Consider the following 25,949-nt stretch of genomic DNA (forward strand, 5'->3'; position numbering starts at 1 on the left):
TCCTCACAAACTGCGAATTTGGAATTTTTCAAACCTCATCTGGAAACCATTCCCTTCAGGTGAGGCACACATCACACCTACACTTACTGTTTCCGCTGGAGTCAAATAAGCGAGCCGCAGCATTGTATATTCAGTTCCATTCAAAGAGTATTCCACCTCTATTGCTGTGCCGCGTCGAGTTACACGCACCCAAATTGCAGACGGATTTTGCGGCATTGGAATAACAGACCAATCTGAGTAATTGCGTGTTACTACTGCGCTAACTTGTTGCACACCATTGACAAATTCGATGCCACATTTTAACCAATTCAACTCATCTAAACGTACCATCAGGCCCGCTTGATCGTATAAATCCTGATATTGTCCGCTGATTTTCACTTCAGCAATAAAGTCACCTTGAATCTTTTGATAAAAAAAGTGACCATTATCTCTAATAAAACCGTAGTGAGTTTCCCGCCAGAAATCTGTTTTTGCGCCGGAAGTGATAGCGATCGCTTCATCTTTAACTTCCCAAACAGGCGGTTCATTGTACCATTCCATTTTCATAGCTAAAGAGAACCGTTAATTTTGGCATTGAAACCGTAGACTTGGCGAGTACCAACTAAGGGGACTAGAGTTATTTCTTTTTCGTCGCCTGGTTCAAAGCGGACTGCGGTTCCTGCGGGGATATCGAGGCGCATTCCTCGCGCTTGTTCTCTGTCAAAGTTTAAGGCGGTGTTGACTTCATAAAAGTGATAATGTGAACCAACTTGTATCGGGCGATCGCCTGTATTTGACACTTGCAATTTTATTGTTGGACGACCAACATTTAGTTCAATTTCACCTGCTGGTGTGATAATTTCCCCAGGAATCATAATATATTTAAATTCCCAAACTTAACGAATTGGATTATGTACTGTTACTAACTTTGTGCCATCAGGAAAAGTTGCTTCTACCTGTACATCATGCACCATTTCAGGTATTCCTTCCATGACATCATCCCGCGTTAAGAGAGTTGTACCATAACTCATCAATTCAGCTACGCTTTGCCCATCTCTTGCACCTTCTAAAATAGCAGCAGAAATATAAGCGATCGCTTCGGGATAATTCAGTTTTAAACCCCTTCCTTTTCGTCTTTCTGCTAATAAAGCAGCAGTAAAAATTAATAGCTTATCTTTTTCCTGCGGCGTAAGTTGCATTCGTACTTCCTCCTCCCTGATTAGCTCAAACCTGCCATACTCTTGGTATACAATTACCACGATTCAAAAAAGAAATTCGCAGCAATTGCCAAACATCAATAAACCAGTTTCTCACCTCAGATGTGGAAGCACCGCGATATCGACACAATAATCCATGTTGTAATCGGCTAACACCCGCTTCTCCTACCCCATTCCATAAATTTCGCGTTTTTTCAACAATTTCTGCTGAAACGGCACTACCAACCCAAACTAAACTACCTACGATTGGTTTTCCAGCCAAAGCGTGGGGACTGTGGAAAATGTCTTCGCTACCCGGTAAGTATTGGCGATCAATCCATAAAGGAACACCTTGCTGCCAAATTTCCGTGTGCGATCGCCATTCTCCTTGTAAGAATTTCTCTCCTCTAGCACTGCGACCAAATCGGGTAATTTCCCAGCCTAAGAAGCTAGCCCCGGTTGCTAATTCTACCCGTAAATCTTGCCGATAAATTGCGTTGTTAAATAAAATTGTCTCTTGCGGCAACCATTCTAAACAAGCATCAGCGTCAACCTGCATCTGTATGGTTTGTCTAGCTTGTAAGCCATTACTGCGGTATATTTTGCTTGCAGCCGCCGTGGTGATTAAGGTTTGGGCTTGGGGTTGGAGGTGAATATTAGAGGATAAGCGATCGCCTCCCACCATTCCCCCAGCCGTGTGTAAAATTACGCTATGACAAACTTTTTCCCCTTCTGGATAAAATGGGCGTTGTACCTTCAGGGGTGCTTGGTGGTGATTGTAAATTAATTGGGTTTTACCCTGGCGATCGGCATAAACTAAATTAAGTTTGCCATGCCAACCTTCTGCTATTTGAGGATTGCAGGTCATTTATAAATTTTTATTTTTAAATTACTTCACCAAGGTGTACGCTAGTCCGATAGACCATATAGACAAAACCATTTTTATCACGAAAGCGCTGATATAATTCTTGAAAATTATCAATAAGCTGTTCGTATGCCAAGCCTTCACGCGGCAAATAAGAAACACTCATTGCTCGTCCAATAAGTCCAGTTAAATCTAACTGTTGTCTATAAGTAAAATTATATTCGTGGATGTTAATAAAATAGGGAGTTACTAACAGTGGCTCTACCGACTGCATTCGAGATTCTGCTGGGTGATTATTAGATGCTTCGCGGACTATTCGGCTATATTCTGTAGTTAACGTATCTTCTCGATCGCGATTATTCCACACCACAGCCAAGCGTGCTGATGGTTTTAAAATGCGGTGAAATTCCAACAAAGTTGGTTCGGGATTGAACCAGTGGAAAGCTTGAAAACAAGTAACTAAATCAACTGAATTATCAGGTAATTGGGTAAATTCGGCTGTTCCATCACGAAACTCTATCAAAGGATGTGGTTTAGCAGCTTCTCGCATCGCCGCGTTTGGTTCTATGGCTATGACATTAACTCCCCGTTCAGCTAACAATCTTGAAGAAATTCCTGTACCTGCACCAATATCTGCTGCTACGAGTTGTGAATTTTCACCTAATCCTTCCAAGATAATATCAATTGCATCTGCGGGATAGCTTGGTCGATATTTTACATAATCCTCTGCTCTGTCAGAAAATCGGTTGAGTGGGTTTAAGGTATGTAATGGGGTTGTTTCAGAATTAATTTGGCTCATAGGTTTTTATGTAAAAGTTGAAGTGCGTAGGCGTAGCCCGTCGTAGACATCGCTGTAGTTCAGAAAAGCGATATCATAACAATTAAACCGCTCCAAACAGTAACATTTACATACAATAATGGAAAGATTGCTAGACATCCACATTGAAAAATTACCAGAAGGCGTTTATTTAGCAACATCTGATGAACTTCAAGGTTTAGTAGCTCAAGGGCGGACTGTTGCTGAAACTTTAGAAATTGCCCGTGATGTAGCACGTAAGTTATTAGAAGCACAATCTCAGGATAAGGTAGCAGATTACGTATAATCAAAGAAGTCTTGTTGTGTTGTTTCAATTTATCAACATATTGGGCAACATTATTAATATAGTTTGCTGGGTTGGTTAAACTTTCCATCTTCCCCAAAAACTCTGTCGATATTCAAACCAAAATAATTGACAAATCTTTTTATAACTGATTCTTGCACTGACTCTAAAGTTTCACACCTATTAATATTCTTGTTGTATTTTAGTACTTGTGAAGTTACAGTAAATCCTAATTCATAACCATTCCATGTTTTTTTTCCTGAATAAAGATTGGTGTTAGTTGTATTAGTAATCAGTGTAGTTAATAACATATCATTTAATTCTAAGTGTTTTGTCCAGATATTTATTAAGCCATTGATTTGAGTAGTAAAACTTAGAGCTATATCTTCATACGTTAATACCCTGGTTGATAAAGTATTAGCGCTAGAAGCAACGCCTTCTAAGCAAATCATAAATTCACAATGACTATTTCTAAAAACTTGAATTTTATGACCAAACTTATATTGTTCGATATGTCGTAATTCTTCATTAATAACTCCATATTCATTTGGTCTTGTATTAAATTGATTTATATTATCTGATATGCTCGTATAACCATAGAATTGAGGTAACTTCAAAGTATGGATTGATTTTAGTAAATCGGGATTAAGCGGATTAAGACTATCATTAGAAATATGAAGAGGTGTTAAACTAACTATAGACCATACATGATTTCCAACAAATTTAATCCATTCTTCTTCTCTTACTTTAAGAAAAGTTGAATTGTCAATTTTATTTATATAAATTCTTCCATTTTCTAGTTGACTAGAAACCCAATTTTCATGTTCTGCCTTAATTTGCTTTAACTTTTCCACTTTCCATTCTTCTGGATTGGAATCAATTAGAGTATGGTGTGTTGGGCATAGCAATATTAAATTGGAGCATTCATCCCTTTGTTCAGATGTAAGATTGCTTTGACCACGAGGCCCCTTAGGTGATTTAGCAACGATATGAGCCATCTCACCTAAAGTACTTTTTGACCCAATAGGTGTTAGTTCAATTTTACAAAAAGCACACCGATTTCCAGAACGACCCCAAAGTGTTTTTACATCTATACTCATCTTTTCTTCCTCCTTTTTTTACATCTCCGTAGTTCAAACAAAAAAACAGCCGCCTCCACAAGGGAAGCAGCTGTTTTACAACTTATGTAACTACAAAGTATTAGTAATCGAAGTCGCCGCCGCCAGCACCAGCGCCAGCAGGAGCGCCATCTTTAGGCTCAGGTTTGTCAACTATGATACATTCGGTTGTCAACACCATGCCAGCGATGGAAGCAGCGTTTTGCAGAGCAGAACGAGTCACTTTTGCAGGGTCAACAATACCAGCAGCTAACAAATCGACGAATTCGTTTGTCGCAGCGTTGTAGCCAACGTTGAATTCTTTCTCTTTCACGCGTTCAGCGATCACAGCACCATTCTGACCGGCGTTTTCAGCAATCCGCTTCAGAGGTGCAGGTAAGGCGCGAACGACAATCAAAGCACCAATCAACTCTTCATCCTTAAGATTGCTCTTTGCCCAAACTTCCAATTCAGGAGCAAGGTGAGCCAGAGTTGTACCACCGCCGGGAACGATACCTTCTTCCACAGCAGCTTTGGTGGCGTTGATAGCGTCTTCTAGGCGCAGCTTCTTGTCTTTCATTTCGGTTTCCGTCGCTGCACCAACTTTCACTACAGCAACACCACCGGAGAGTTTAGCAAGACGCTCTTGTAATTTCTCTTTGTCGTAAGAAGATTCGGTTTCATCGATTTGACGACGAATCTGTTCGACACGAGCCTTAACGGCAGCTTCGTTACCTTCGGCAACAATTGTGGTGCTGTCCTTGGTGATGGTGATTCGGCGAGCTTTACCCAGGCTATCTAGCTTGGTGTTATCTAGCTTCAAACCAGCATCTTCGGTAATTAGTTGACCACCGGTCAAAACAGCGATGTCTTCTAGTAGTGCTTTGCGGCGATCGCCAAAACCAGGAGCTTTAACAGCAGCCACGTTGAGTACACCGCGTAAACGGTTTACTACCAAGGTTGCCAAAGCTTCTTTTTCAATATCTTCAGCGATAATCACCAAAGGACGACCAGCACGAGCTACTTGCTCTAACACTGGTACAAGGTCTTGTACCAAAGCGATTTTCTTATCGGTCAGCAGTATGAAAGGCTCATCAAAAACTGCTTCCATCCGCTCAGGGTCAGTAGCGAAATAAGGAGAGATGTAGCCTTTGTCAAAGCGCATCCCTTCAGTGATTTCCAACTCGGTGAACATAGATTTCCCTTCTTCTAGGGAAATTACGCCTTCTTTACCCACCTTGTCCATTGCTTGGGCAATCATCTGACCGACTTCTTCGTCATTACCAGCCGAGATCGCACCAACTTGGGCAATGGCTTTGGAATCTTCCACTGGACGGGCGTGTTCTTTGATTTTGTCTACCAAAAAGGCAGTAGCTTTGTCAATACCACGCTTCAGGGAAATTGCGTTAGCACCAGCTGCAACGTTCCGCAAGCCTTCTTTGACGATCGCATGAGCTAAAACGGTAGCAGTGGTAGTACCATCGCCCGCAGCATCATTGGTCTTAGAAGCAGCTTGACGAATCAGAGCTACACCAGTGTTTTCAATGTGGTCTTCTAATTCGATTTCTTTAGCGATCGTTACACCGTCATTGACGATTTGCGGTGCGCCAAACTTCTTTTCTAGAACTACGTTGCGACCTTTGGGACCAAGGGTAACAGCTACAGCCTCAGCCAGGATGTCAATGCCTCGTTCCAAGGCGCGACGGGCGTTTTCGTTGTAGATAATGCGCTTTGCCATAATTGCTTAGTTGTCCTTTGTCTCTCGTCTTTTGTATTTTGTCTTTCGTCTTTCGTCATTTGTCATTGGCTAATGACTAATGACCACTAGATAACAACTGCTAAAATATCTTTTTCAGAAAGCAGTACATATTCTTCAGTGCCAAGTTTGATGTCAGTGCCAGCGTACTTGGAGTACAGCACCTTGTCACCGACTTTAATTTCTAATTCTTGACGGCTACCGTCATCGTTACGCTTGCCAGGGCCAAGGGCAACTACTTCCCCTACTTGGGGCTTTTCCTTGGCGGTATCGGGTAAATACAGACCACCTGCGGTCTTTTCCTCAGAAGCGTTCACTTTTACGAAAACGCGATCGCTCAAAGGTTTAACTGTAGAAACGCTTAAAGATAAAGCTGCCATATTATTTCTTTCCCTTAAAGTTTAGCACTCTCGACTCCTGAGTGCTAATTTACCGAAAAGTAGCGTCCAATGGCAAGAATTCATTGAGTACGGGTTCCCGAACTAGAGGCTCATAGATGTACTTAAGTATAAATGCTTAATTATTTCTACTTTTCAGGGTTTGTTCTGTAAGTTACGAAGAGAGTAGGGAGTAGGGAGTTAGGAGTAGAGAGTTAAGAGTTATGAGAATTCTTCCCCATTCCCCGTTCCCCGTTCCCCACTCCCCATTCAACTTTATTTGCAAAGCTTGCAAATTGTTATAGAACTGTAATCAGGGAGCCGCTCGATGAGTAACAATACAGTGAAAGTGATCCAGTCCAGCCACCAAATCCCCAAAACTACTAAGTCTCTGGAACATAAGACCCTGAGTAATTGTGTAGAAAGTTTAGGACTTGCAAAAATTCAGCGACATATTTTTTATTTGCGCTGACCAGACAATTGCTGCTCAAAACGAGCTAGTCTGGAATTCTGGGATTACTTAAACAAGCGACTTAAAGAATTAAAACTCGATGAGCCGCAAGCAAGTTATTCTATTTGCGTCTATAAAACTAAAGCCAAGTGCTTGCGTGTTTCTTGTTCTAGACCCATAATAGTGGTTTACCCTAATGGTGTCTGGTATCGCCAAGCAAACCCGGAAGTTACCCTTCGGATCATCCGAGAACACTAAATAGGCAATAAGGTGGTAGAAAAATATGCGTTTTCAACCCATCCTTTGCCAGAAACTTCCCTAGTTTCTTGAGAACACCTCATAGAGGCTTAACATCCAAAAGATATGGTATAGCAGTAAGCTTTAAGAAAGTGCGGGTTGGTTTTGAGGTAGGGTCATCTTTAAGCCAATACTTACTTGTGAGTCCGAAAGATTATTATTTAATCAGTGTTTTTTACCCCGCCCCTTTCAAAGCGATATATAATAGCGCATTATAGATACTACTGCTATACGTATCCTTGCTGGACTTTTGCTATCGAGCTACTAGTCTATTGAAAGTGCTCGGCATTTTTGAGACTTCGAGGCAGCAAAGGCAAGTTAAGTAGGAAAAAGGACAACATCTCGAATAACCCACATAGAGGATAAATATTCAAGACTTTGATGGACCGAAGCGCGACAAGTGCCACTGCTATGAAAGAGCCCAGCATGAAAGATCACAAACGACTTCTATTGATTGATGATGACCCTAACCTCATCTTGCTGGTGAAGGATTACTTGGAATTCCGGGGATATGAAGTCATCACCGCTGAAAATGGACGTGAAGCTCTGGAAATTTTAGAGCAAGATGTTCCAGACATGATCATCTGCGATGTGATGATGCCGGAAATGGACGGATATACTTTTGTGGAACAAGTCCGGCAAAACGAACGCACCAGCTGGATTCCGGTTCTTTTCCTTTCAGCTAAGGGACAAAGTGCAGACCGAGTTAAGGGTCTGAATAAAGGTGCTGATGTTTATATGGTCAAGCCCTTTGAGCCAGAAGAACTCGTAGCACAAGTTGAATCCTCGCTGAAACAAACTATCCGTTGGAAAGAACACCAAGCAAAAGGAGGCGAAAACGGTTCCCGTATCCAGGTTCCCTTCGATGTGCAATTAACCCCAACCGAACTGAAAGTAGTTCAGTTTGTTGCTAGGGGTTTAGCTAACCGTGAAATTGCTGAAGAACTAAATGTTAGTCAGCGCACGGTTGAAAGCCATGTGTCCAATATGTTGGGCAAAACCAATCTCCACAACCGCACTGAACTAGCGCGGTGGGCGATTGAAAATCAAATGGCATAGCCAATTTTAGATTTTAGATTTTGGATTTTGGATTGATAATCTAAAATCCAAAATCCGAAATCGAAAATTGATTACCAACCATCTTCTTCAGGGCTAGATTGGTGCAAAACTTCTAAATCCAGTTCATCCAGGTAAGTTAAGGCACTTTCAATCTGGGAAACAGTGCCCCGTAGTTCCAGATCGAAGCAGCTATATTGTGGCACGTTTGCGCTTACCTGAGCATCAGCAATAATGACTGTGACGCCATAGTGAGAAACCAGTCGTGAAATCACTGGTTCCTCATGTAAGTCTTTAGGAATACGAATCTGGATGCGAGTTTGGGTACGTCTATTATCTAAAATATCAGTATTAGATTTTACCTGTCTATTTTGAATTGACATTGTAGCTTCCTATTCGACTTCTTGGACGAGGGTTCAGCTTTGCACGATTTCTTTTAACACTAGCGCCACTCATCCCATGTACGCAAGGGGTAATAAATGATTCACGATTGATATCATCAAGATTCGATGATATCAATGATGAATTCCTATAAAGAAGTGCGATCGCATCTAATGCAATACGCTTCGGTTAAGGTTTTTTGATGAAAATTATAGAGCACAAGATGCGATAAATTATTGTAGAGACGGCGATTTATCGCGTCTTTTGTCTTAATTAAATAGTATTAGCATCTAATGGATTATGTATTTATTAAAACAGAATTCAGCATTCTTATTTAGAAACTTATAAGTTAAATTTTGTTAGAAGATAAATCAATGCCCTAAAAAATAATTCTCCGGTGAAGTCTTAATTTAAGTGTTGTTTTTATGATTAACAGCTAATGCTATTGGAATTTCAATCGCAAATTCTGTTCCATAAGCAAACTCAGACTTTAGCTGGATATTTCCCTGATGTTTCTCAATAATTTGATGGCTAATTGCCAAACCTAATCCTGTTCCTTTGTTGATAGGTTTAGTTGTAAAAAAAGGATCAAATATCTTGCTTTGGATCTCCGAATCTATTCCATCACCGTTATCCCTGAATGTAATTATCACTGTATCTAATTCAGTTACTTCAGTTTTAATCAGGATTTGCTTTTGGATCTGATTATCTAAGTCTAGTAAAGCATCAATGCCATTACTAAGGATATTCATGAATACTTGGTTTAGTTGTGCTGGATAACATTGAACTGGTGGGAGATTTCCATAGTTTTTAATAATTTCAATTTTTGATTGTAGCCGATGATTTAAGAGTAATAACGTACTTTCAATCCCTTCATGAATATTCACAGCTTTTTTCTCTGACTGATCGAGTCGAGAAAAATTTCTTAGGGATAGCACAATGTCACGAATCCGATCAGTCCCTATCCTCATGGATGAAAGAATTTTTGGTAAATCATCGATGATAAAATCAAGATTAAAATCACCAAATTTTTCTTCAAATAAAGAATATAACTCTGGATGTTCTTGTTGATATAGTTCAATGAAATTTACAAGACAGTTTACATGGTTATTAAGATGATCAAAATTGCCGTGAATAAAATTAACAGGATTATTAATTTCGTGGGCTAAACCTGCGACCATCCGACCCAAGCTAGACATTTTCTCAGTCTGGATCAATTGTACTTGGGTTGTTTGCAATTCCTGTAAGGTATTTTTTAACTGTTGTGCTTGAAGTTGGGCAGTAGCAGTTGCAGTCGTGAGGGCTTTGAGGTTGTTGTATGCTTTGGAATGATAACGAATGCGGGCAATTAACTCAACGGCATCGGGTAACTTGATTAGGTAGTCATTTGCACCCTCGGTAAAGGCGTCGGCTTTCAACTTTGCTTCTTCTTTACTGGATAGCATGACGATTGGAATATCACGAGTTACTGGATGAGAGCGGAACCAACGCAGTAACATTAATCCATCGATATCTGGCATGATCATATCCAAAAAGATCACCGTTGGTTCTATGGCGATCGCATCTTGAATAGCTTTAGCTGGATTGCTTGTGTAGTGAAGGGAAATATCTGTTTCGGTTGCAACGATCCGACGGAAGGCTTCGCTGATGATTACCTGATCGTCAATTAGCAGAAGCCTTACTGTCGAGATTTTGCCATCCAGAATAAATGGCGCAGCTTGTGGAGTTTGTGGTTGAATCCAGTTTGGCGATAATTTTACTGTTTTTGGAGATATTTCTAAGAGTGCTGTTTCTTGCAGGTTCATTTAGCACCTCTAAATAGGTCTTTGTTTTCAATAATACAAACTAGTCAGTTAAATCTACTAATCTGTAATTGTCGCAATCATATCTCAGTATTTAAGTGTATTAGTGTTTTGCAATACTTCGTAAAGGTATTTTAAGTATCTGCCTTCAGGTAGATACTTTGAAGAAAAAATGTATAATAAACTACTATTTGATTAAGTGTTTTACCGTAAAGTTCATGCAAGCGGATGCGATCGCCTCAACTGGCAAAACTTCCACCGCAGCTTTTAATTCCACTGCTACTTTCGGCATACCATAAACAACGCAAGTTTTGGAGTCTTGGGCAATAGTGTGCCAATCTACTTCGCGCAATCGTTTTAAGCCTTGAGCGCCATCTCGACCCATCCCCGTCAGCAATACCCCAACCCCCTTTCCAGTCCAATTTTTAGCCACACTTCTGAAGAAAACATCGACTGATGGACGGTAGGAAAAATTTAGTGGTTCTTTGTCATAGCCAAGGGTGAGGTCGGGACGCATGACCAAATGATGATTTGTGCCAGCAATGAGAACTTGACCAGGTTGTGGTGTAGAACCTGCGATCGCTAGTTGCACAGATATAGGAATTTGTTCATTTAACCAGGCTGTAAAACCTTGGACAAATTGGGCATCTACATGCTGAACAACAATTACAGCCGCCGGAAAATCCTGGGGAAATTGAGAGAGAATAGTTGTCAATGCTTGAGGCCCACCAGTGGAAGCCCCCATCACAATTAGGGGTGGAAGTGATTTTGAGTTATGGACAGGTGGCGATCGCCGATGTGAAGATTTGCCAATTAATTGAGCGATCGCGGCAATTTTATTTAGTAGTCCATCATCACCTAAGATTGGCGTGTTGATGGCATCCAAGGCTCCATAGCCCATTGCTTCAAAAACCTTAGCTGCATAGCGATTAACGCTAGCTGTCACCATCACAATAGCGCAGGGAGATTGGCTCATGATATGCCGTGTAGCTTCTACTCCATCCATGCTAGGCATCAGCACATCCATCAATATTAAGTCGGGAGTATCAGCCGCACATTTGCTTACAGCTTCCGCACCATCATAGGCAACCCACGCCAGCTTGTAATCTGGTACTTTTACCAAAATACGCCGTAGTGCCTCTACAGCCATAAACATATCGTTAGCGATCGCAATTCTCACAGGCTATACCATTTTGGATTTTGGATTTTGGATTTTGGATTGTCAAAGGTTTATTGCTAATTTTGTTTGTGGTCGGTTTCTTGATTTCTCAATTTAAAGTTTACACAATAAATCGAGAGACGCGATAAATCGCCGTCTCTACAAAAGATTTATATTGTATGGACAGCGATAAATCGCGTGTTTTTGATCTATTATTTTCATCAAAAAAACCTTTAAAGCTTACCATTTAAATTTTTCCTAAAACCTGATTCGGAATTAAAAATGCTTAATTGAGAACAATTGAATAGTATTGTCTGAAAATAAAGATTTTTAATCCAAAATCCAAAATCTAAAATTGGTTTATGCTTCTCCAATTAAGTCAATCACCGCCTTTAATAGAGTGTCATCATGAAAGCTGCTCTTAGTGAGATAGTAGTCTGCACCTGCTTCTAACCCTTGCAATCGGTCTTCTTCTCGGTCTTTATAAGAAACGATAATCACAGGTATTTGCTTCAATTTGGCATGAGTTTTGATCTGGCTGGTGAGTTCAAAGCCGTTCATTCGGGGCATATCAATATCTGTCACCACCAAGTCATAATCGCCGCTACGGATTGCATTCCAACCATCAATGCCATTAACCGCCACTTCAGCTTTGTAACCATTGTTTTCTAAGAGTTTGCGCTCCATTTCGCGCACAGTGATCGAATCATCCACCACTAACACTCGCTTGTAAGTTTTGGTAACTACCTGATGAGTAGACTGATTTACCTGAGAAAGTTGTCCACTAGAAAACACCTTCGCAATGGAACGGACTAAATCTTCAACATCGACAATCAACACTGGGGAACCATCATCCATGAGGGCGGCGGCGCTAATATTCGGGACTTTACCAAGACGGGGATCTAGGGGGCGGACAACCAAATTGCACTCACCGAGAAACCGATCTACAACTAATCCATAACGATTGAGGCGATCGCTAATTACAATCACTGATAACGATTCTATATTCACCGCAGGCGAGGCTAACTCTAAAACTTGACTTGCCAAAATCAACTCCACAGGTTGATTATTCATCACGAAAAATGGGCGATTTTCCGAGACAGCAATCTTAGACTTCGATAATATCAACACCTGTTCAATGCGTGTCAGCCCAAAGGCATAAGGTTCGCCAGCAATTTCCACCAACAAGGTGCGAATCACAGATAGCGTCAGCGGTAACTGCAAGTAAAAGGTCATACCGCTTCCGAACACAGAAACCGCCCGCAGCGTCCCGCCAACTTCCCGCACTGCGCTATGGGCTATATCCAAACCCACACCCCGTCCCGAAATTTCGGTGACAGTCTGGGTTGTGGAGAAACCAGGCAAAAATAAGAATTCCATCAACTCAACTTCGGTAAGTTGGGCTGCCATTTCCGGGTTTGTCAGTTGTTTGCTGATGACTGCTTGGCGCAAAAACTCGATATCGATTCCCCGTCCATCATCTGCAACGGTGATAAACAGCATTCCGGCGCGATGGGTAACTTCAATACGAATAATTCCTTCTTCTGGCTTTCCGGCTGCTAGACGTTCCTGGGGCGTTTCAATGCCATGATCGATCGCATTCCGCAGAATATGAGTCAATGGAGCTTCTAGGCGTTCTAGAATATCTCGATCTACCAAAGTAGATTTACCGATGATTTCCAGTTTCACCCGTTTACTCAATTGTCTTGCTAAGTCGCGCACCATCCGGGGAAATCCCTGTCCCCCATCAGCAAAGGAACACATTCGAGTAGCAATAACTTCTTGATATAGGCGCTGGGAAAGGTTCGCAGAACGCTGAGAAAATTTTTCTAGTTGGTTTTGGCGATCGCTCATCATCTGGTAACATTCGTTAGCTTTCTGATGAGTTGCACTCAAGGTTTCCTTAATTTGCCGATCTAGATGATAGTTGCCTAATAACTCCTGTAACTTCTCCAACAGGTTGGATAATTCCCCCTGATTGCTTCTTAGTTTCAGCAAAGAGTTAGCAAATGGTTCTAATAAATTTGCCTCAACTAAAGACTCTCCAGCTAAACCCATCAAGCGATTGAGATTTTCAGTACTCATTCGCACCGCCCGATTTTGGGTGATGCCCAGTTCTTCTAGTGGGGATGGGGAAATAAGGGTTGTCTGTTGGTTGTCTTCTAACTGCGCTGTTGTTATTAGGGGATGAATTTCTGTAGAGGTTGCCTCTGGAGTTAGGATATTAGCGATCGCACTCACTAACGATTGAATGCCGATATTTTCTAAAATCTGCAAATTTGGGTTAGCTGTAAACGTTTCAGCTATACGCAGGAGCATATCTACCCCTTGCAACAATACATCAATGCGATCGGCGGTTAAAGTAACTTTTCCTTCTTGAGCCGCCACAAAGCAGTCTTCCATGACGTGGGCAAGATTGACAACTGGATCGATTTGGACAATTCGCGCAGCGCCTTTAATGCAATGGGCTGCCCGCATTAAGGCTGCCAGTTCTGGTTGAGGATCGGGTTTCGTCTCCAGTGCCAATAGACAATCATTCATTACCACAACTTGGGCTTTTACTTCCATGTTGAATAAATCCAGCAAGGAAAGATTGCTAACATCAAATTCTTCTAACATTACTACACCTTCCTAGAACACCGATTCATTAATCCTGGAAGAACCTCTCCCCCAACCCCTAATACGTTTTACCCCTCCCTAACCCTCCCCTTGTAAAGGGGAGGGAACTAGATTTCCTGTTTCCCCCCAATGCATCGGGGGGATTAAGGGGGGTAATTCGACTTGTGGGGTTGTGGGGGGTTAGGTTTTTGATTACAGCACCTTCCTAGCTAAGGTGGTGAATAACAATTCCTCATCCAAATAGCTGACACTGTGCGTTAGCGAAGCGCTGCCGCCAGAGGCAGATCGCTCCATTGGTGACACGCTAGGTTGCCAGTGAAATAACCCTTTAGTATAAGTTTGAGTCAGACTTTTGGGCGGATCTTGTAACTCATCCTGGTGAAATCGGTGTACTCCATAAAGTTCATCTACACCAAACACCCAAGTTTTATCTGCTTTTTCCAGCACCACCATACGCGAATACACCACTGGACTGAGCGTTTGTACTGCTGTATCGGCAGCTTCGAGATTCAACAAATCGCTTAAAGAAATACACAATAGTAATTCGCCTCGGATACTTACCAATCCCCGCAAGATTTGGTTGCTGCGATGCGGTAGGGTATGAACCACACTCGGAGGGGAAATTTCCTTGAAGATTTGGGCAGAAAGTGCCAGCCATTCTCGTTGCAGACGAAAAATCACAACCGTGATTTGAGTTGTGCGTAAAGCATGGGATATCTGGGAATTTTCATCGACTCTAGATTTAGCCAGTAACTCAGTCCACTGATGGCGATAATCTTCAGGTATGGAGCGCTCTAGCAAATAGCGTCCAGCAGCAGAATAAACAGGACAATTGCGGCAATGGGTATAGGTGGCTAATTGGGGACAGGAGCGATCGCCCTCAATGCCGATAAAATTCCAACAACGTTCAATATTTAATGGCGTAGCGATACTATCCATAAAATCTAAAATGGTATGAATATCCTCACACTCAAACAGAACTGGAATATTCTGCTTTTACTTGGAAGCGAGAAATTTCTTGACGCAATCCTTGGGAAACTTGATTGAGTTGAGCGATCGCATAATTAATTTCTCGCAGAGAATCGGCTGTTTGCAATGAAGCACTACTCAACTGCACCATCGCATCACTAATTTGTTGCGCTCCTTGAGACTGGATTTCCGTCCCTTGATTTACTGCTTCAAAACGCGGTGCTAAATATTGTACTTGATCGATAATTTGCCCCATCTGAGTACTAATATTGGCAACATCTTCTACACTTTGCCCCACTTCGGCGGTAAACTTGTCCATTTCCATCACGCCTGTAGACACAGAAGATTGCATCTGTTTTACCATTTGTTCAATATCTAACGTAGCAACAGCAGTTTGGTCTGCTAATCGGCGAATTTCTCTAGCCACTACAGCAAAACCCAAGCCGTATTCTCCGGCTTTTTCCGCTTCAATTGCAGCATTTAAAGACAACAAATTAGTTTGGTCTGCCACTTTCGTAATTGTGACGACAATATTGTTAATGTTGTTAGCCTTTTCACTAATTACTCCTAATCTGGCAGCTATAGAATTGGTAGCTTTTGCTAATTGGTTCATAGTAGCTTCCATCCGCAGTAAATCTTTTTGGGTATCACTAGCTGCTGTGGTTGTAGCCTGTGACATTACTGCCACTTCTTCCATCGTTTTCACCAATTCTTTGGAAGTAGCAGAAATTTCTTTGACGGCTGCTGTAACTTCGTTAGTAGAAGCTAATTGTTCAGTAATTGTGGCTTCCAATTGCTTGCCTGATGCTGCTATTTTAGTCGTTGAGGAAGTAACCTGTATCCCAGACTGCTGTACTTGACGGATAAGTTTATTCAGGCTTTGGCTCATATTTTTGAAGGCTTTTAGAAGTTGTCCAACTTCATCTTTAGTGTTAGTTGTATCCTCAACAACTGTTTGTGTCAAATCACCAGATGAAATCTTGTGTGCCACTTCCACAACTGTGGCAATTTTACGACTTAAAACTTGGGCAATTAAAAAAGTAGAGGCCAGTGCAATTACTAATGATAATATTGATGCAATTACAGTTAACGAACTCAAAAAGAATATAGTAGATTTAGTTGAAATTACATTTTTTTCTATAGCTTGATTTTCATGCTTTTCAAATTCATCAGATATTTGTTGAAAATTTTCAAGGAGTGCAATAGTTTCTTGGAAGAAAGCTTGTTGATTAAAATTGCCTGTTGTTGCTATACCTTTTTTATAATTAACAAAATCTTCTTTATATTTATTGTAAGAAGTATAAATAAGGTGCATATTTTTTAATCTTTCTTTTTGCTGGAGATTCTCCATAGTATTATTTACTAGTTCAAATGAATTTTGAAAGTCACTCTGATCTTTTTCATACAGTTCTAATGCATCCTTATGTATTTGAGAGTCAAGTGCATATCTACGAATTCTGCGATCCATATTGATGAGATCGATATACATCCGACCTTTAGCAACTAGGGCAGTCTGGGAAATACCTACTTGTCTAAACGTTTGTGATATTTGATTGGAAGTTGCATACACCATGATACTAAAACCAATCATTAGGACTGTTGGGATAGAAAAACCAAGTAAAGTCAAGTCTTTGATTTTCCAATTGGTAAGCATCATATCTTTCCTCAATTTTTGATTAGATTTATTGCTGATGAGTTAAACCGGAATATTCTGCTTCCACCTGAAAGCGGGCAATCTCTTGACGCAATCCTTGGGAAACTTGGTTAAGTTGGGCTATAGCATGATTAATTTCCCGCAGAGAGTCGGTAGTTTGCACAGAGGTACTGCTCAACTGCGCCATCGTCTCACTAATTTGTTGCGCTCCCACAGATTGGGTTTCCATACCCTGGTTGACAAACTCAAATCGCGGATTCAGTTCTTGCACTTGCTGGATAATTTGCCCAACCTGTATGCTGATGCTGGCAACATTTTCTATACTCCGCCCTACTTCTGCGGCAAACTTGTCCATCTCCATCACACCTGTAGAGACTGACGATTGCATCTGCTTCACCATCTGCTCAATATCGAGGGTAGCAACGGCAGTTTGATCTGCTAATCGGCGAATTTCTCTAGCAACTACAGCAAAGCCCAAACCATACTCTCCAGCTTTTTCGGCTTCGATCGCCGCATTTAACGACAGCAGATTTGTTTGATCTGCAACTTTGGTAATTGTGACGACGATAGTATTAATGCTATTTGCCTTTTCGCTAATTACTCCCAATCGAGCAGCGATCGCATTCGTGGCTTCTGCTAACTGCCGCATAGTGGTTTCCATCCGCACTATGTCTTTTTGGCTATCATTGGCTGCTGTCGTCGTGCTTTGGGAAATGATTGCAACTTGTTCCATTGCACTGACTAATTCTCTAGAGGTAGCAGAAATTTCTTTAGTAGCGGCAGCTACCTCATTAGTAGAAGCTACTTGCTCAATCAGCGTCCCTTCTAATTGTTTACCTGAAGCTGCTATTTGAGTCGCTGAGGAAGTAACCTGTATGCCTGAATGCTGTACCTGACGAATCAGAGTGTTGAGATTCTGAGTCATGGTTTGAAAAGCAGTTAATAGTCTATTCATTTCATCTTTGCTGTTGGATTCAGCCGCGATTTTGGTTGTTAAATTACCCAGAGAAATTTGCTCTGCAACCCTAATAACACCCAAAATCTGAGATGCAATTTGTCGAGCGATTACAAACCCCAAAATAATCGCAGTTATCGGGCCAATGGCAATTCCTACAGAAATCCAGAACATACTGCGAGCCACATTCTGTTCGACCTCTTTTTGTGTATCTGACACGTAAACTTCATGAAGTTTCAAAAGTTGGTCTGCTTGATCGCTAGTTTTTTGAAATAACGGCTCCCCCCTATTTGTTACCTCATCATCAATTTGATTACGTAATTCAAACGCCCTTTGAATGTTGGCAATATCCGCGGATTTTTCTTGTCCTTGACGAATTAAATCAAGTTGTTTTTTCCAAGGATTTTTAATACCAGTCTGATTTAGCTTTTCCTCAATATCTAACAATCTTTTATGGACTGATTTCCAGGCTTCCAGTTGCTCTTTAAGTAAGTCATACTCTTGTGTTTCTTGTTCGGTGAATGGCGTTGCTTCGTACTGTTTAAGACCGTCGTTAATCTGTTTCCAAGCGTTCTGAATTTGAGTGATGACACTCTCTCTTTCACTAACAGTGATTTCAGGATTAAATAATAACCGTTCTGCCGATTGTATTTGTGTCTGACCTTCCTTAATCTTCCATGCCCCGGATAAGCTGGGGATGTTATTCAAGGTTAATGAGTTAATTGACTGATTTAACTCATTGGTAACGAACCATCCCAGCAAGGCCATTGTGAATACAAGCAGTCCTATGAATAAAAATGAAGCGATCAACCGTGTTTGCAAGGTCATGTTCTTGAACATTGGGTATCTTACTATTCCTCTGCTGCTGTAAAACGCCGTTCATCTCTTAAAATTCCCAAATCGCAAACAAGATGAACAGTCTGTATTTTTATTTTTAAACAAATTATTAAGTAGCTAGCTTAGTTCAGAGACTAGCTTTTCTTTCTGATGTGAAAGTGTTGAGTCCTGAGTAAGAAGTTTGAGTATCTGAAGTGGATGAACGGAGTTCAAAGGTGAATGAACGGAGTTCAAAGGTGGATGAACGGAGTTCAAAGGTGGATGAATCCAGTTCAAAGGTGGATGAACGGAGTTCAGAGGTGGATGAATCCGAATACTGCATAGGTTTTGAATATAGCAGTTCTCAATTGAGTCTAATACAGACCTAACCCCCAGCCTTCCCTACAAGGGAAGGGGAGTAAGACTCAAAACCTCTCTCCTTTTAGACTACGGTGTACACACAAGTCCTAAAAACCTAGCTTGATAAGCATTTCCTCGTTCCCAGTCTCCGACTGGGAATGCATTCATTGAGTCTCTGACTCAATATCTGACTAGAGGCAGAGCCTAGGGTGTTGACTCTGTACCCTTTAGCCCGTAAGACTTCATGCAAAAAATGTGTCGCCTGTTTTTGACCTAAACTGCCTGAAACAGGCAGTTTAGGTCAAACAAAAAATAACACGAATAATTTTCCCAAAAATTCCCGAAAAATGCACAAAGTCAACAGCCTAGGCAGAGCCTCTAATCAGGCATTCCTATGCTCTGCATAGGAACGAGATAAACGAGAGAATAACGCGAAATTGATCTTTTTTTGACTTGTGTGTACACCGTAGCCTTTTAGGAGAGAGGTCAAAGTCTATTGCACACAAACAAGAACCGCTATATTCATAGGTTGGCTTTCATTCCTCAACCCAACCTACACATTTCTAGTCCTAAAAACGTAATTACGAATTACGTTAGCGCAGCGTTAGCGACGCAGGAGCGTCATTACGAATTACGAATTATTTAATCGGTGAATTCGTTGCCAGAGAAGATTAGCACTATCCGCATTTCCTTGATGTTCTTTGAGTAATGCCAGATGAGTCAGCGCTTCTTGGTGAGTAGGTTGTAAATAAATTGCTTTTTGAAAAGATTGTGCCGCCCGCTCATTTTGTGCCATCGCTTGCTGCACCTGACCTAGTAAAAGATATGCTTCAGTACTCACTTGATTTTGGTTGAGATAATCGTTGCATAGTTTAACCGCCTCATCTAATCGACCTTGATCGGCTAAAGCTCTGGCTGTTTCTAACAAATTTACTTTTAGTTCTATTGGCAATATCGGATTCTGAGAAGCAACACTTAACCTCTCTTGGGCGACAAACTTAGAATTATTTTTTTTCGGCAGATGTCGCTTGTTGAGAACATCTATATTTTTGCCTGTGATGCCTTGTTTATGAATATTTGGATGATGATTTTTGCGAACATTTTCGCCCGGTGTAGACTTTCGATGAGCAACTACTGAATCTTGACGAACTGAGATCAATTGAGTTTTAAACAATAACCAAGTTTCAGCGTGTCCCACAAATAGCAAGCCTTTTGGCCTTAGCAACCTTTCTAGGACTTGAATGGTGCGCTCTTTTGTTGTCACATCGAAGTAAATCAACAGGTTACGGCAAAAGACTAGATCGTAAAGCGGTGTATCAGCAAGAAAAGCCGGATCTGCCAAGTTGCCATTCATAAAATTCACCATACTTTTCACCTGTTCACACAGGCGATATCCTGCCTCAGTTGCCTGAAAATAGCGCTCTTGAAACGATTGGCTATTGCCGCGAAACGAGTATTGACTGTAGATTGCTCGTTGGGCTTTTGACAGGCACTTGTTGCTAATATCAACAGCATCGATGTGAATGTTTGTCGAATTTAATCCTGCTTCCAAAAGAGCGATCGCAATGGAATATGGTTCTTCACCGGTTGCACAGGGTACACTCAAAACCCGCAGCACACCCTGGGGATTTTTTGGCAACCACTCAGATAATACGTAATGCTTCAGAAATGCAAAAGACTCTGGTTCTCGGAAAAACCAAGTTTCTGGAACAATTACAGTGTCAATCAGTGCTTCCCATTCCTGGGTAGATACCTGTAACTTCCCCAGATAGTGGGCAATATCCGTGATCCCGCAATCTGCCATGCGTTGATAAATTGCACTTGCGATCGCATCAGCACCAATAGAATTTGCATCCAAACCAATCTTGCTTTTTAGTAAAGCCTCAATAACAGATTGTGCCATTTATAGAATCTTCAGACCAATCTAAAATCTAGTATTGTGATGACTTTCTAGCAAGAGATTGACTTGCTGCGCTTCTGACAATAAATACTCAATGCGAAGACACTGAATCATCCCTCGATCATCTACAATCATTTTGCCCAAATATGGCGCTGTATCTATCTGGATATTGGAATCAGCAAATTTAGACTCAGACTTATGTAATGTTTCTACAACTTGTTCTGTCATTAAACCCAAAATATAGGGAGCTTGAAGTTCTGTATTATTACTCCCCCAATAATTGACTAATACAATCCTAGTACTCAAGTACTCACTGGAAGGTTTACCATGCATCAACTGACATAAATCGATTACTGGTACAATGCGTCCCCGATAATTAAAAACACCAGCGATATGCTCAGGCTGCTGGGGCAAAGTTTTGAGTACAACAAGTGGTATTACTTCTATAACCTGTCGGCTTTCTATGGCATATCGCTCATTCCCAATGTTGAGAAGTAACATTAGCATTAACTTACATCTCCAGTGCTAGCTTTGGTATTCCTTGTAGGCTATGCAAGACGCCTATCCTATGGTGATGAGAAATTTATTGCAGGCATATTCTAAAAACTATATGCTACTTTGTCAGAGTTTTAGTGTTTGCAAGATGATTTCTGAAAAGCCCACAGATCGCAGTAACGTGATGAGAGAACACGACCTAGTTTCTTCTTCTAGTCCAGCAATACAGGGATTAGAGGGCATTAGATATCGTTTGCGCGGTGCTTCTACAAAAGAAAAAGTGGATGCTCTTTTAGAAGCATTTCAATATGGGCACAAAGGAATTGATTTAGTAATCCAGGCATTGGGCGATGGCGTCAGAGAAGTGCGGGAATCAGCTTTGCTGTTATTGTCCTACAGCAGCGAAGCTACTGCTGAACAAGCCCTATGGAATTATCTGCCCTTTGCAAAAATGCAATGCCTGCATACCTTGACGGAATTTAATCTAGATTGCTATAAACCTGAACAACATCATCCATATTATTTTGCGATCGCAGACTACAATAACACCCTTATTTGCTATTGGGATCTGTCTTATAAGCAATCTTTTGTTAATATTTGGGATTTGGAAACAGGTCAAAGCAAGAAAGATTTTGATCTGGCAATGGCTCACGAATTTGGTTTAGGCAAAAGCGGTAAAGTATGTATCATTAGCTTTCAGCACTTTCTCTGGCCAGTAGATACAGAAACACAAGAGCCAATTGGCACTTATCCCGATTACCTTATGAATACTGTTCAAACCGCTCCCCATTGCTTGGCTGTCTGCTCAACGAAGCAGCCATTGCTTGCCACTGGCTATACTGTGGGGAAAACAGGAGAGCTAGAGATTTGGGATTATGAAACCTATACTCGTCGCTTCCATCATCAATTTCAGGATTGGGCTTTAGTGCCTCTTGGGAATTTGCCTTTGGGTAACTATATATCACCCCTTCTCTTCACTCCTGATGGAAAATTGTTGGTAGCATACTTCAAGCAGAGATTGGAGAATAGACTACAACTCTGGAATAGAGAAACAGGAGAACTTATTCAAACATTGGATAATGTACCTGCTATGACAGTGAATGGACTTGCGAATCGCCTTGATGGGCAAATTTTGGCTTGCGGAATCCGGGAAAAGAAGGTGTGTGTATGGGAATTGATCAGCGATCGCATTCTCTATACATCTTCGGGTGTTGCTCCTTGCCTTATGAGTTCAGATGGTAGAGTTTTAATCTACTGTACAGACAACTACGAAATAGTTGTTTGGGATTTGGCAATGAACAGAAATTTATGTACATTGCAGGGGCATACAGCGCCAATTAGTTATGTTGCCATGAGTAGTGATCGTAACTTCATTGCTAGTTATAGCATTGATAGAACAATTAAAATTTGGGGAGTACCAGAATCCCTTAGATACCTGTAGCGACCTGTAAATAACGTCCGAAGTGAGAACACATTATTTACAAATAACTGGTAGTTTATCCAAGACAAATATTATGGAGGATTAACTAACATGTTTTCAGGATATCATGGTCACAAAAACAGATGTAAACAGCTTTTATCAAATAGTTTATTACACTTAATAGACCACAAAGAAGAGAAATAATTTTTATTTTAGGGGATGATGGTAAAGCTTATGAATTAAAGTAGGCAATATATAATGAATCTTTAGCCATAGTTAAAAAATACTATGAAGCACGCGCAAGAGTTTAACAACAAGAACAGAATCGGCGTAGACAAGAAGTACTTGTTAATTAGATGGTGCTTAAAATAGTGATATATTAACAGTACGTTGGGTTGAAGCAACGAAAACCAACAATAACAAATTTAATTTTTATCAACAATACATGATACCCATTCTTTCAAGCTGCCATGTATGACAATATCTGTAAATTCATTGCCGAAAACTTCAAAGATGACTTGGCAACTTGGTTACTAGGTTCACCGATTAAATTAACAGAACTTAGCCCTACTGAATTATCAAACGAACCAATTCGCGCCGATTCATTAATTTTATTGCAATCTGATGATTTAGTTCTACATACCGAATTTCAAACCGATCCTGACGAAGATATTCCCTTTCGGATGTTAGATTATCGAGTTAGGGTTTATCGCCGCTTTCCTCACAAAGAAATGCGTCAAATAGTAATCTATTTGAGAAAAACCAGTTCAGAATTAGTCAGTGAAAACAGTTTTAGATTAAATAACACTTACCATCAGTTTGAGGTAATACGCCTGTGGGAACAACCGACAGACAGGTTTATGAGTATTCCAGGTCTATTACCCTTTGCCGTGCTAAGTCAGACAAACGATCCTACAATGGTATTAACCCAAGTAGCCAAAGCAGTTGAAGCGATTAGCGATCGGCAGCTACAAAGAAATATAGCTGCTGCCAGTGGAATTTTAGCAGGTCTGGTATTAAAGAAGGATGTAATTAAGAAGATTTTCAGGAGTGAGATTATGCGCGAATCAGTCATTTATCAAGAAATCCTAGAAGAAGGCGAAGCCAAAGGCGAAGCCAAAGGTAAAGCAGAAACAACAAGAAAGTTGGCTTTAAATTTGTTGCGAATTGGCATGAGTTTAGAGCAAATTGCTCAAGTTACTGAATTATCTCTTGAGCAAGTTCAAGTTTTACAACAGGAGATTCAAAATCCTTAATTTTAATTAATCGCTTTAGAAAACACGTGCCTATACAAACAAAACCCGCATTCGCGGGTTTCAAAGTTTTTATTAATCCGCGCAGACGCACTTGGTTTGTGTAGGCGCGATTTTTAATCACCTGAGTTTCAAATTCTCAAACTAAAACTCAGCACTTTGGGGTGTACGCGGAAAGGGAATCACATCACGAATATTTCCCATACCAGTCATAAATTGCACGAGTCGTTCAAAACCCAACCCAAAACCCGCATGAGGAACAGTACCATAACGACGCAAATCAAGATACCACCATAAGTCTTCTGGGTTTAATCCTTGCGCTAATACACGGCGTTCTAGAACTTCTAGGCGTTCTTCGCGCTGGGAACCGCCGACAATTTCGCCAATTTTCGGTGCGAGAATATCCATTGCGCGGACGGTTTTTTCATCGTCGTTCAAACGCATATAAAATGCTTTGATTTGCGCTGGATAATCTGTAACAATTACTGGCTTTTTAAACTGCTGTTCAGCTAGGTAGCGTTCGTGTTCTGATTGTAAATCTAAACCCCAACTCACAGGATATTCAAATTTAACATCAGCTTTTTCTAAAAGTTTGATCGCTTCTGTATAAGTTAAGCGTTCAAACTGATTATTAATTATATTTTCGGCTGTTGCCAACACAGATTTATCAATGCGTTCATTGAAAAATTCCATGTCTTCTGGGCAAGTTTCCAACACATATTTAAAGATGTGTTTGAGAAACGCCTCAGCTAAATCCATATCGCCCTCTAAGTCACAAAAAGCCATTTCCGGCTCAACCATCCAAAATTCTGCTAAGTGACGGGAGGTGTTGGAATTTTCTGCACGGAAGGTAGGGCCAAAGGTGTAGACGTTAGAAAACGCCATCGCCATCACTTCCGCTTCCAACTGGCCGCTAACTGTTAAATATGTGGGTTTCGCAAAAAAGTCTTGGCTGTAATCTACTGCTTGGTTTTCTGTGCGGGGAATATTCTTTAAATCCAAACTGGTGACGCTAAACAGTTCACCCGCACCTTCGCAGTCGCTAGCGGTGATGATGGGTGTATGTACCCACAAAAAGCCTCTTTCTTGGAAAAATTGATGAATTGCTGCCGAACAAGCATTTCTGACGCGGAAAACTGCACCAAAGGAATTAGTGCGCGATCGCAAATGTCCAATTGTTCGCAGAAACTCAAAGGAATGGCGTTTCTTTTGCAGGGGATATGTATCGGGATCAGCTTCGCCGTAAACTTTCACAGACTCGGCTTTCAACTCAATCCGTTGTCCTTTACCCAGAGAAGCTACTAGTACCCCTGTCGCTTCCACAGCAGCACCCGTATTCAATTTTTTCAATATAGCTTCGTAATCTGGCAAATCCTGATTAATGACGACTTGCAAATTAGCTAGTGATGAGCCGTCATTGACTTCAATAAAAGCAAACCCTTTGGATTCGCGTTTCGTCCGCACCCAGCCTTGCACTTGGAGGGACTCATCAGGTTGGCCACTTCGCAATATTTCTGCAATCCGTCGATTTGCCATATTTTACAACTTATATTTCGTCAATGTTAGAAGTACAAATATTAAAGAATCTTAACTATTTAACCCAATCCAAAATCCAAAGTTGGATTTATCCAGCATAAGACTTTAATATCCAGCCTATGATAACGCCCATTCCACCAAAGCGGACGACTTGCCAGAAAGGTTTTTTGAGACTACGCCAAGAAAATAACTGGCTTTCTAAGTTTAGTTCTAGCATTTCCAACTGTCGTTGAATTTGCCGTAACTCTGCTTTGATTTCTGGTGTCTGAGATTTATTGTGCTTTAATTGATCCCGACGCTGTTGCCATTGTGCCTGTTGTTGGCGATCGCGTTGCACTTGATCGTAACGTTCTTTTAAGGATAGGAGCGATCGCTCTACTTCCTCTAGTTCTTGTTCAAAATCCGGTTCTTGATTTTCTGCTGACGACTGTGATTGTTTTGGCGGCTTCATGTACA

24 protein-coding genes are annotated in these 25,949 nt (G+C 41.0%); 4 read left to right on the top strand and 20 right to left on the bottom strand.

What is annotated here, in order from left to right; translation table 11 throughout:
- Positions 1–3 precede the first annotated feature (3 nt).
- Genes RRG12_RS01375 through RRG12_RS01395 form a run of 5 tightly spaced genes read right to left on the bottom strand, consistent with a single transcriptional unit; the run spans position 4 to position 2,839 of the window.
- Positions 4–540, bottom strand: coding sequence for a DUF1349 domain-containing protein (locus RRG12_RS01375; protein WP_176727044.1), 537 nt, complete (start codon positions 538–540; stop codon positions 4–6).
- A gap of 8 nt (positions 541–548) precedes the next feature.
- The gene (locus RRG12_RS01380) at positions 549–854 is read right to left on the bottom strand and encodes an urease subunit beta (protein WP_176727043.1); all 306 of its coding nucleotides are present in this window, start codon (positions 852–854) and stop codon (positions 549–551) included.
- Positions 855–875: 21 nt separating this feature from the next.
- Complete coding sequence (ureA, locus tag RRG12_RS01385) at positions 876–1,178, bottom strand: urease subunit gamma (RefSeq protein ID WP_289796910.1); 303 nt, start codon at positions 1,176–1,178, stop codon at positions 876–878.
- A gap of 25 nt (positions 1,179–1,203) precedes the next feature.
- Positions 1,204–2,043 carry an urease accessory protein UreD gene (locus RRG12_RS01390; RefSeq protein WP_420758075.1) on the bottom strand — a complete coding sequence of 280 codons (840 nt, stop codon included), beginning with the start codon at positions 2,041–2,043 and terminating at the stop codon, positions 1,204–1,206.
- Positions 2,044–2,059: 16 nt separating this feature from the next.
- Complete coding sequence (locus tag RRG12_RS01395; protein WP_420758076.1) at positions 2,060–2,839, bottom strand: class I SAM-dependent methyltransferase; 780 nt, start codon at positions 2,837–2,839, stop codon at positions 2,060–2,062.
- Between the two features lie 118 nt (positions 2,840–2,957).
- Here RRG12_RS01395 and RRG12_RS01400 point away from each other — a divergent pair, with 118 nt between their 5' ends.
- Positions 2,958–3,143: a type II toxin-antitoxin system HicB family antitoxin gene (locus tag RRG12_RS01400; RefSeq protein WP_420758077.1), complete on the top strand. Its 186-nt coding sequence runs from the start codon at positions 2,958–2,960 to the stop codon at positions 3,141–3,143.
- A 53-nt stretch (positions 3,144–3,196) separates the two neighbouring features.
- Here the strand turns inward: RRG12_RS01400 and RRG12_RS01405 are convergent, their stop codons facing one another.
- The 3 genes from RRG12_RS01405 to groES form a co-directional block, all read right to left on the bottom strand.
- Positions 3,197–4,240, bottom strand: a complete 1,044-nt coding sequence (locus tag RRG12_RS01405) for an HNH endonuclease (RefSeq protein WP_420758078.1) — start codon at positions 4,238–4,240, stop codon at positions 3,197–3,199.
- A gap of 100 nt (positions 4,241–4,340) precedes the next feature.
- The gene (groL, locus tag RRG12_RS01410) at positions 4,341–5,975 is read right to left on the bottom strand and encodes a chaperonin GroEL (RefSeq protein WP_012407589.1); all 1,635 of its coding nucleotides are present in this window, start codon (positions 5,973–5,975) and stop codon (positions 4,341–4,343) included.
- Positions 5,976–6,061: 86 nt separating this feature from the next.
- Positions 6,062–6,373, bottom strand: coding sequence for a co-chaperone GroES (gene groES / locus RRG12_RS01415; RefSeq protein ID WP_069071443.1), 312 nt, complete (start codon positions 6,371–6,373; stop codon positions 6,062–6,064).
- Between the two features lie 1,126 nt (positions 6,374–7,499).
- On the opposite strand from groES, the gene RRG12_RS01420 reads away from it, so the two are divergent.
- Entirely contained in the window at positions 7,500–8,177 is a 678-nt protein-coding gene (locus tag RRG12_RS01420) for a response regulator transcription factor (protein WP_012407592.1), read from the top strand.
- Between the two features lie 71 nt (positions 8,178–8,248).
- Here the strand turns inward: RRG12_RS01420 and RRG12_RS01425 are convergent, their stop codons facing one another.
- The 10 genes from RRG12_RS01425 to RRG12_RS01470 form a co-directional block, all read right to left on the bottom strand.
- Positions 8,249–8,557: an NIL domain-containing protein gene (locus RRG12_RS01425; protein WP_069071444.1), complete on the bottom strand. Its 309-nt coding sequence runs from the start codon at positions 8,555–8,557 to the stop codon at positions 8,249–8,251.
- A 408-nt stretch (positions 8,558–8,965) separates the two neighbouring features.
- Positions 8,966–10,360 carry an ATP-binding protein gene (locus RRG12_RS01430; RefSeq protein ID WP_420758079.1) on the bottom strand — a complete coding sequence of 465 codons (1,395 nt, stop codon included), beginning with the start codon at positions 10,358–10,360 and terminating at the stop codon, positions 8,966–8,968.
- A 184-nt stretch (positions 10,361–10,544) separates the two neighbouring features.
- Positions 10,545–11,537 (bottom strand): chemotaxis response regulator protein-glutamate methylesterase, encoded by a 993-nt coding sequence (locus RRG12_RS01435; RefSeq protein WP_420758080.1) that lies wholly within the window; start codon positions 11,535–11,537, stop codon positions 10,545–10,547.
- Between the two features lie 339 nt (positions 11,538–11,876).
- The gene (locus tag RRG12_RS01440) at positions 11,877–14,135 is read right to left on the bottom strand and encodes a hybrid sensor histidine kinase/response regulator (protein ID WP_420758081.1); all 2,259 of its coding nucleotides are present in this window, start codon (positions 14,133–14,135) and stop codon (positions 11,877–11,879) included.
- A gap of 192 nt (positions 14,136–14,327) precedes the next feature.
- Positions 14,328–15,074, bottom strand: a complete 747-nt coding sequence (locus tag RRG12_RS01445; protein WP_420758082.1) for a chemotaxis protein CheW — start codon at positions 15,072–15,074, stop codon at positions 14,328–14,330.
- Positions 15,075–15,105: 31 nt separating this feature from the next.
- Positions 15,106–16,758, bottom strand: a complete 1,653-nt coding sequence (locus RRG12_RS01450) for a methyl-accepting chemotaxis protein (protein WP_420758159.1) — start codon at positions 16,756–16,758, stop codon at positions 15,106–15,108.
- A 28-nt stretch (positions 16,759–16,786) separates the two neighbouring features.
- Positions 16,787–18,553, bottom strand: coding sequence for a HAMP domain-containing methyl-accepting chemotaxis protein (locus RRG12_RS01455; RefSeq protein WP_420758083.1), 1,767 nt, complete (start codon positions 18,551–18,553; stop codon positions 16,787–16,789).
- A gap of 124 nt (positions 18,554–18,677) precedes the next feature.
- Complete coding sequence (locus RRG12_RS01460) at positions 18,678–18,872, bottom strand: hypothetical protein (RefSeq protein WP_420758084.1); 195 nt, start codon at positions 18,870–18,872, stop codon at positions 18,678–18,680.
- Between the two features lie 648 nt (positions 18,873–19,520).
- The gene (locus tag RRG12_RS01465; RefSeq protein ID WP_420758085.1) at positions 19,521–20,792 is read right to left on the bottom strand and encodes a CheR family methyltransferase; all 1,272 of its coding nucleotides are present in this window, start codon (positions 20,790–20,792) and stop codon (positions 19,521–19,523) included.
- Positions 20,793–20,813: 21 nt separating this feature from the next.
- Positions 20,814–21,296, bottom strand: coding sequence for a chemotaxis protein CheW (locus RRG12_RS01470; protein WP_420758086.1), 483 nt, complete (start codon positions 21,294–21,296; stop codon positions 20,814–20,816).
- A gap of 136 nt (positions 21,297–21,432) precedes the next feature.
- Here RRG12_RS01470 and RRG12_RS01475 point away from each other — a divergent pair, with 136 nt between their 5' ends.
- The gene (locus RRG12_RS01475; protein WP_420758087.1) at positions 21,433–22,725 is read left to right on the top strand and encodes a WD40 repeat domain-containing protein; all 1,293 of its coding nucleotides are present in this window, start codon (positions 21,433–21,435) and stop codon (positions 22,723–22,725) included.
- 449 nt (positions 22,726–23,174) lie between these two features.
- Positions 23,175–23,960 carry an Rpn family recombination-promoting nuclease/putative transposase gene (locus RRG12_RS01480; protein WP_420758088.1) on the top strand — a complete coding sequence of 262 codons (786 nt, stop codon included), beginning with the start codon at positions 23,175–23,177 and terminating at the stop codon, positions 23,958–23,960.
- 141 nt (positions 23,961–24,101) lie between these two features.
- On the opposite strand, the gene asnS is transcribed toward RRG12_RS01480, so the two are convergent.
- Positions 24,102–25,493: an asparagine--tRNA ligase gene (asnS, locus tag RRG12_RS01485; protein WP_420758089.1), complete on the bottom strand. Its 1,392-nt coding sequence runs from the start codon at positions 25,491–25,493 to the stop codon at positions 24,102–24,104.
- Between the two features lie 88 nt (positions 25,494–25,581).
- Complete coding sequence (locus tag RRG12_RS01490) at positions 25,582–25,944, bottom strand: hypothetical protein (RefSeq protein WP_069074290.1); 363 nt, start codon at positions 25,942–25,944, stop codon at positions 25,582–25,584.
- Between the last annotated feature and the right edge of the window lie 5 nt (positions 25,945–25,949).

The sequence above is a fragment of the Nostoc sp. CALU 546 genome (assembly GCF_048836525.1).

Coding starts and splice junctions, on each gene's coding strand:
- RRG12_RS01445 (WP_420758082.1), bottom strand. CDS start 15,074: ATGGATAGTATCGCTACGCCATTAAATATTGAACGTTGTTGGAATTTT.
- groES (WP_069071443.1), bottom strand. CDS start 6,373: ATGGCAGCTTTATCTTTAAGCGTTTCTACAGTTAAACCTTTGAGCGAT.
- groL (WP_012407589.1), bottom strand. CDS start 5,975: ATGGCAAAGCGCATTATCTACAACGAAAACGCCCGTCGCGCCTTGGAA.
- RRG12_RS01490 (WP_069074290.1), bottom strand. CDS start 25,944: ATGAAGCCGCCAAAACAATCACAGTCGTCAGCAGAAAATCAAGAACCG.
- RRG12_RS01420 (WP_012407592.1), top strand. CDS start 7,500: ATGGACCGAAGCGCGACAAGTGCCACTGCTATGAAAGAGCCCAGCATG.
- RRG12_RS01375 (WP_176727044.1), bottom strand. CDS start 540: ATGGAATGGTACAATGAACCGCCTGTTTGGGAAGTTAAAGATGAAGCG.
- RRG12_RS01440 (WP_420758081.1), bottom strand. CDS start 14,135: ATGTTAGAAGAATTTGATGTTAGCAATCTTTCCTTGCTGGATTTATTC.
- RRG12_RS01465 (WP_420758085.1), bottom strand. CDS start 20,792: ATGGCACAATCTGTTATTGAGGCTTTACTAAAAAGCAAGATTGGTTTG.
- asnS (WP_420758089.1), bottom strand. CDS start 25,493: ATGGCAAATCGACGGATTGCAGAAATATTGCGAAGTGGCCAACCTGAT.
- RRG12_RS01430 (WP_420758079.1), bottom strand. CDS start 10,360: ATGAACCTGCAAGAAACAGCACTCTTAGAAATATCTCCAAAAACAGTA.
- ureA (WP_289796910.1), bottom strand. CDS start 1,178: ATGCAACTTACGCCGCAGGAAAAAGATAAGCTATTAATTTTTACTGCT.
- RRG12_RS01390 (WP_420758075.1), bottom strand. CDS start 2,043: ATGACCTGCAATCCTCAAATAGCAGAAGGTTGGCATGGCAAACTTAAT.
- RRG12_RS01455 (WP_420758083.1), bottom strand. CDS start 18,553: ATGTTCAAGAACATGACCTTGCAAACACGGTTGATCGCTTCATTTTTA.
- RRG12_RS01480 (WP_420758088.1), top strand. CDS start 23,175: ATGTATGACAATATCTGTAAATTCATTGCCGAAAACTTCAAAGATGAC.
- RRG12_RS01475 (WP_420758087.1), top strand. CDS start 21,433: ATGATTTCTGAAAAGCCCACAGATCGCAGTAACGTGATGAGAGAACAC.
- RRG12_RS01450 (WP_420758159.1), bottom strand. CDS start 16,758: ATGCTTACCAATTGGAAAATCAAAGACTTGACTTTACTTGGTTTTTCT.
- RRG12_RS01380 (WP_176727043.1), bottom strand. CDS start 854: ATGATTCCTGGGGAAATTATCACACCAGCAGGTGAAATTGAACTAAAT.
- RRG12_RS01460 (WP_420758084.1), bottom strand. CDS start 18,872: ATGCAGTATTCGGATTCATCCACCTCTGAACTCCGTTCATCCACCTTT.
- RRG12_RS01405 (WP_420758078.1), bottom strand. CDS start 4,240: ATGAGTATAGATGTAAAAACACTTTGGGGTCGTTCTGGAAATCGGTGT.
- RRG12_RS01425 (WP_069071444.1), bottom strand. CDS start 8,557: ATGTCAATTCAAAATAGACAGGTAAAATCTAATACTGATATTTTAGAT.
- RRG12_RS01470 (WP_420758086.1), bottom strand. CDS start 21,296: ATGCTAATGTTACTTCTCAACATTGGGAATGAGCGATATGCCATAGAA.
- RRG12_RS01400 (WP_420758077.1), top strand. CDS start 2,958: ATGGAAAGATTGCTAGACATCCACATTGAAAAATTACCAGAAGGCGTT.
- RRG12_RS01395 (WP_420758076.1), bottom strand. CDS start 2,839: ATGAGCCAAATTAATTCTGAAACAACCCCATTACATACCTTAAACCCA.